Here is a 4,190-nt window from a genome sequence, read left to right on the forward strand (position 1 = left end):
CACCACGCGCGCGCCGCCGTTGCGCAGCGAGGCGGCCGAGCCCTTGCCCACGTCGCCGTAGCCGAGGACGACCGCGACCTTGCCGGCCAGCATCACGTCGGTGCCGCGGCGGATCGCGTCCACCAGGCTCTCGCGGCAGCCATACAGGTTGTCGAACTTCGACTTGGTGACGCTGTCGTTGACGTTGATGGCGGTGAACGGCAGTTCGCCGCGCTCGTGCATCTGGTACAGGCGGTGGACGCCCGTGGTGGTCTCTTCCGACACGCCCTTACAGGCGTCGCGGATGGCCGTGTAGAAGCCCGGCTTCTCCTTCAGGTAGCGCTTCATCACCGTGTAGAGCGCCTCTTCCTCCTCGTTCGTCGGGTTGTTGAGGAGGGTCGGGTCCTTCTCGGCCTTCGGGCCCAGGACGCACAGCAGCGTCGCGTCGCCGCCGTCGTCCAGGATCAGGTTCGGGTAGCCGCCGTCGTGCCACTCGAAGATCTTGTGCGCGTACTCCCAGTACTCGACGAGCGTCTCGCCCTTGATCGCGAAGACCGGGGTGCCCTTGGCCGCGATGGCGGCGGCGGCGTGATCCTGGGTCGAGAAGATGTTGCACGACGCCCAGCGGACCTCGGCGCCGAGCGCCTGGAGGGTCTCGATCAGAACCGCCGTCTGGATGGTCATGTGCAGCGAGCCGGCGATCCGCGCGCCCTTCAGGGGCTGCGCCTTGCCGAACTCGGCGCGCACGGCCATCAGGCCGGGCATCTCGGTTTCGGCGATCTCGATCTCCTTGCGGCCCCAGTCGGCAAGCGAGAGATCCTTCACGACGTAGTCGGTCATCTTCAATCCTGGTGCGGGAATGTGTTGGCGGCTCCTATAGCCGCGGCCGCCCAGTCTCGCAAGAAAGATATAAAGAAACCTTTATGCGATGTTCGGCCCGCGGCGGGCGAAGGTCGGTCTGGCCGCATCGCCCGTCGCGTCCTATCTGGGGACGTTCCGAAGGAGAGGCCGTGGCCACGCCCATCATCACCATCGAGGGTCTCTCGAAGACATACGCCGGGGGTTTCCAGGCGCTGAAGGGCGTGGACCTGGAGATCCGCAGCGGCGAGATCTTCGCGCTCCTGGGCCCCAACGGAGCCGGCAAGACCACCCTCATCGGCATCGTCTGCGGGCTGGTCCGGCCCACCGCCGGCCGGGTGACCGCCGATGGCCACGACATCGTCCGCGACTTCCGCGCGGCCCGCGCCCGCATCGGCCTCGTCCCGCAGGAGCTGTCCACCGACGCCTTCGAGACCGTCTGGGACACGGTGAAGTTCAGCCGCGGCCTCTTCGGCAAGGGCCCGAACCCGGCGCACCTCGAGAAGGTGCTGCGGGACCTCAGCCTGTGGGACAAGCGCAACGACAAGATCATGGCGCTCTCCGGCGGCATGAAACGCCGCGTGATGATCGCCAAGGCGCTCAGCCACGAGCCGTCGATCCTGTTCCTCGACGAGCCGACGGCCGGCGTGGACGTCGAGCTGCGCCGGGACATGTGGGACATGGTGCGCCGCCTTCGCGAGAGCGGCGTCACCATCATCCTGACCACCCACTACATCGAGGAGGCCGAGGAGATGGCCGATCGCATCGGCGTGATCTCCCACGGCGAACTCATCCTGGTGGAGGAGAAGGCCCAGCTGATGCGCAAGCTGGGCAAGAAGCAGCTCACGCTGCACCTGCAGGAGCCGTTGACGCAGGCGCCGGCGATCGACGGGTTCGCGCTCGAGCTCGCGGGCGAGGGGACCGAACTCGTCTACGCCTTCGACGCCCAGGCCGAGTCCACCGGCATCGCCGAGCTCCTCAGGCGGCTGTCCGAGCGCGGCATCGACTTCAAGGACCTGCGCACCGAGGAATCCAGCCTCGAGGACATCTTCGTCAGCCTGGTGCGGGGAGCGCGCGCATGAACCTCCACGCCGTCCGGGCCATCTACCTCTTCGAGATGCACCGCTGGCTGCGCACGCTGGTGCAGAGCATCGCGGCGCCGGTGATCACCACCTCGCTCTACTTCATCGTCTTCGGCGCGGCGATCGGCAGCCGGATGCCCACGATGGACGGCGTCAGCTACGGCGCCTTCATCGTCCCGGGCCTGATCATGCTGTCGATCCTGACCGAGAGCATCTCGAACGGCTCGTTCGGCATCTACATGCCGAAGTACGCCGGGACGATCTACGAGCTCCTGTCGGCGCCCGTGTCCGCCGCCGAGGTGGTGCTGGGCTATGTCGGGGCTGCGACGACCAAGTCGGTGGTGCTGGGCCTCGTGATCCTGGCCACCGCCCGGATCTTCGTGCCGTACGAGATCGAGCATCCGCTGCTGATGCTCTCGTTCCTGGTCCTGACGTCGGTCACCTTCAGCCTGTTCGGCTTCCTTACGGGGATCTGGGCCGACGGCTGGGAGAAGCTCTCGATCATCCCGATGCTGGTGGTGACGCCGCTCACCTTCCTGGGCGGCAGCTTCTACTCCATCGACATGCTGCCGGGGGTCTGGAAGACCATCGCGCTCTTCAACCCCGTGGTCTACCTGGTCAGCGGGTTCCGCTGGAGCTTCTACGGCGTCTCGGACGTGGGCGTCGGCGTCAGCCTCGCGGCCACCCTGGGCTTCCTGGGCCTGTGCCTCGCGGCCGTCACCTGGATCTTCCGCACCGGCTGGCGGCTGAAGACCTAGGCCCATCGCCACGCCGGGATGAACGGCGCGGGTCCGGCGCTACTCGTCCTCTTCGAAGCGGCCTTCGACCAGATCGGCCAGCGCGGCGACGGCGACGTCAGCTTCCTCGCCCTCCGCGGTGATCTCGATGTCGGAGCCGGGGCCGGCCGCCAGCATCATCAGGCCCATGATCGAACGGGCGTCGACGGTGGTGCCGTCCTTGGTGACCTTCACCTCGGCGTCGAAGGTGGCGGCGAGCTTGACGAACTTGGCGGAGGCGCGCGCGTGCAGGCCCCGCTTGTTGACGATCTCGACGGTGCGGCAGGCTTCGCTCAGCTCACTTCTCTCCGGCCAGGACGTAGGAGGCCACGGAGATGTACTTTCGCCCAGCTTCCTGCGCCGCCGCAACTGCGTCGGCGAGGGGCGCGCGGCTGCGCACCGAGGCGAGCTTGATGAGCATGGGCAGGTTCAGGCCCGCAATGACCTCGGCCTTGGTCTGCTCCATTACCGAAATGGCGAGGTTCGAGGGCGTGCCTCCGAACATGTCGGTGAGCAGGATCACGCCCTGGCCGGCGTCCACCCGACCGCAGGCGGCGAGGATGTCGAGGCGGCGCTTCTCCATGTCGTCCTCGGGCCCGATGCAGATGGCCTCGACCGCCGCCTGCGGGCCGACAACGTGCTCCATCGCATACACGAACTCTTGCGCCAGACGGCCGTGAGTGACGATCACGAGGCCGATCATGCCGGACGATCCAAGGGTATCCCCACCCGAGACGGCGCCTGAGGGAGCGGCGCGAGCCGAGCTAGATACGCCTCTTGTGCGCCGGGTCAAAGACCTCCATCGCGCGGCCTAACTTCGCAGGGGCGGAGATTTCGAACGGGTCTGCCGCCAGGAGTGGAGTCGGTACTCCAAGGATCGTCTCGGTTGCGGAATCCGGGATCCGGTCGGGCGCGCCGAGGCGGACCTTGAGCACCACCTCGCAGAAGGGGACGGGCGTGGCGGCGATCACGTCGACGCCCCGAACCTCGATCAGGCCCGACAGCGTATCCGGCGCACGACCGTAGAGGCGGCCCTGCGCGACCCAGAGGATCACCCGGTCGTCCGCCACCAGCCGGAAGCCGTGGTCCAGCGCGCGCAGCGCCAGATCGGACTTGCCCGCGCCCGAGGGGCCCTCGATGAGGACGCCGCGCCAGAGGCCGTCCATCCGCTGCGCGACCAGGCCGCCATGGACGATGGTCACGGCCCGCTCTCGGGCAGGATCAGGGTGAACATCGCGCCCAGGACCTTGCCGTCGGCCCCGGTGCGGTTTTCGGCGCGCAGCGTGCCGCCGTGCGCCTGGGCGATCTGGCGCGCGATGGAGAGCCCGAGGCCCGAGTTCCCGCCGAACGCCGCGCCCTTCGGCCGCGAGGTGTAGAACCGCTCGAAGACGGTCTCGAGGTTCTCGGGCGGGATGCCGGGGCCGTTGTCCGAGACCGTCGCGATGGCCTCGCCCTTCACGCGCCAGAGGCCGACGGTCACCACGTCGCCCGGCGG

Annotated in this window: 7 protein-coding genes; 2 read left to right on the forward strand and 5 right to left on the reverse strand. The window is 68.1% G+C overall.

Annotated features, from left to right (window positions below):
• Positions 1-819: adenosylhomocysteinase (locus tag JNK30_RS13790; RefSeq protein ID WP_293482981.1), on the reverse strand; the 819-nt coding region annotated here is incomplete at its 3' end.
• A 143-nt stretch (positions 820-962) separates the two neighbouring features.
• Between JNK30_RS13790 and JNK30_RS13795 the strand changes: the two genes are divergently transcribed.
• Together JNK30_RS13795 and JNK30_RS13800 are read left to right on the forward strand one after the other, a co-directional pair.
• The gene (locus tag JNK30_RS13795) at positions 963-1,919 is read left to right on the forward strand and encodes an ABC transporter ATP-binding protein (protein ID WP_293482985.1); all 957 of its coding nucleotides are present in this window, start codon (positions 963-965) and stop codon (positions 1,917-1,919) included.
• Positions 1,916-2,677 (forward strand): ABC transporter permease, encoded by a 762-nt coding sequence (locus JNK30_RS13800; RefSeq protein ID WP_293482982.1) that lies wholly within the window; start codon positions 1,916-1,918, stop codon positions 2,675-2,677. Before JNK30_RS13795 ends, JNK30_RS13800 begins: the two co-directional genes overlap by 4 nt.
• Before the next feature lie 39 nt (positions 2,678-2,716).
• Here JNK30_RS13800 and JNK30_RS13805 read toward each other — a convergent pair whose 3' ends face one another.
• The 4 genes from JNK30_RS13805 to JNK30_RS13820 form a co-directional block, all read right to left on the reverse strand.
• Positions 2,717-2,992, reverse strand: a complete 276-nt coding sequence (locus JNK30_RS13805) for an HPr family phosphocarrier protein (RefSeq protein ID WP_293482986.1) — start codon at positions 2,990-2,992, stop codon at positions 2,717-2,719.
• Between the two features lies 1 nt (position 2,993).
• On the reverse strand, positions 2,994-3,398 hold the full coding sequence (locus JNK30_RS13810; protein WP_293482983.1) for a PTS sugar transporter subunit IIA: 405 nt from the start codon (positions 3,396-3,398) through the stop codon (positions 2,994-2,996).
• 61 nt (positions 3,399-3,459) lie between these two features.
• On the reverse strand, positions 3,460-3,897 hold the full coding sequence (locus JNK30_RS13815) for an HPr kinase/phosphorylase (protein ID WP_367118752.1): 438 nt from the start codon (positions 3,895-3,897) through the stop codon (positions 3,460-3,462).
• On the reverse strand, positions 3,894-4,190 hold a 297-nt coding region (locus tag JNK30_RS13820; RefSeq protein WP_293482984.1), incomplete at its 5' end, for an ATP-binding protein. The genes JNK30_RS13820 and JNK30_RS13815, both read right to left, overlap by 4 nt.

Source organism: Phenylobacterium sp. (assembly GCF_016793225.1).
GTDB lineage: Bacteria > Pseudomonadota > Alphaproteobacteria > Caulobacterales > Caulobacteraceae > Phenylobacterium.

Coding starts and splice junctions, on each gene's coding strand:
- JNK30_RS13810 (WP_293482983.1), bottom strand. CDS start 3,398: ATGATCGGCCTCGTGATCGTCACTCACGGCCGTCTGGCGCAAGAGTTC.
- JNK30_RS13800 (WP_293482982.1), top strand. CDS start 1,916: ATGAACCTCCACGCCGTCCGGGCCATCTACCTCTTCGAGATGCACCGC.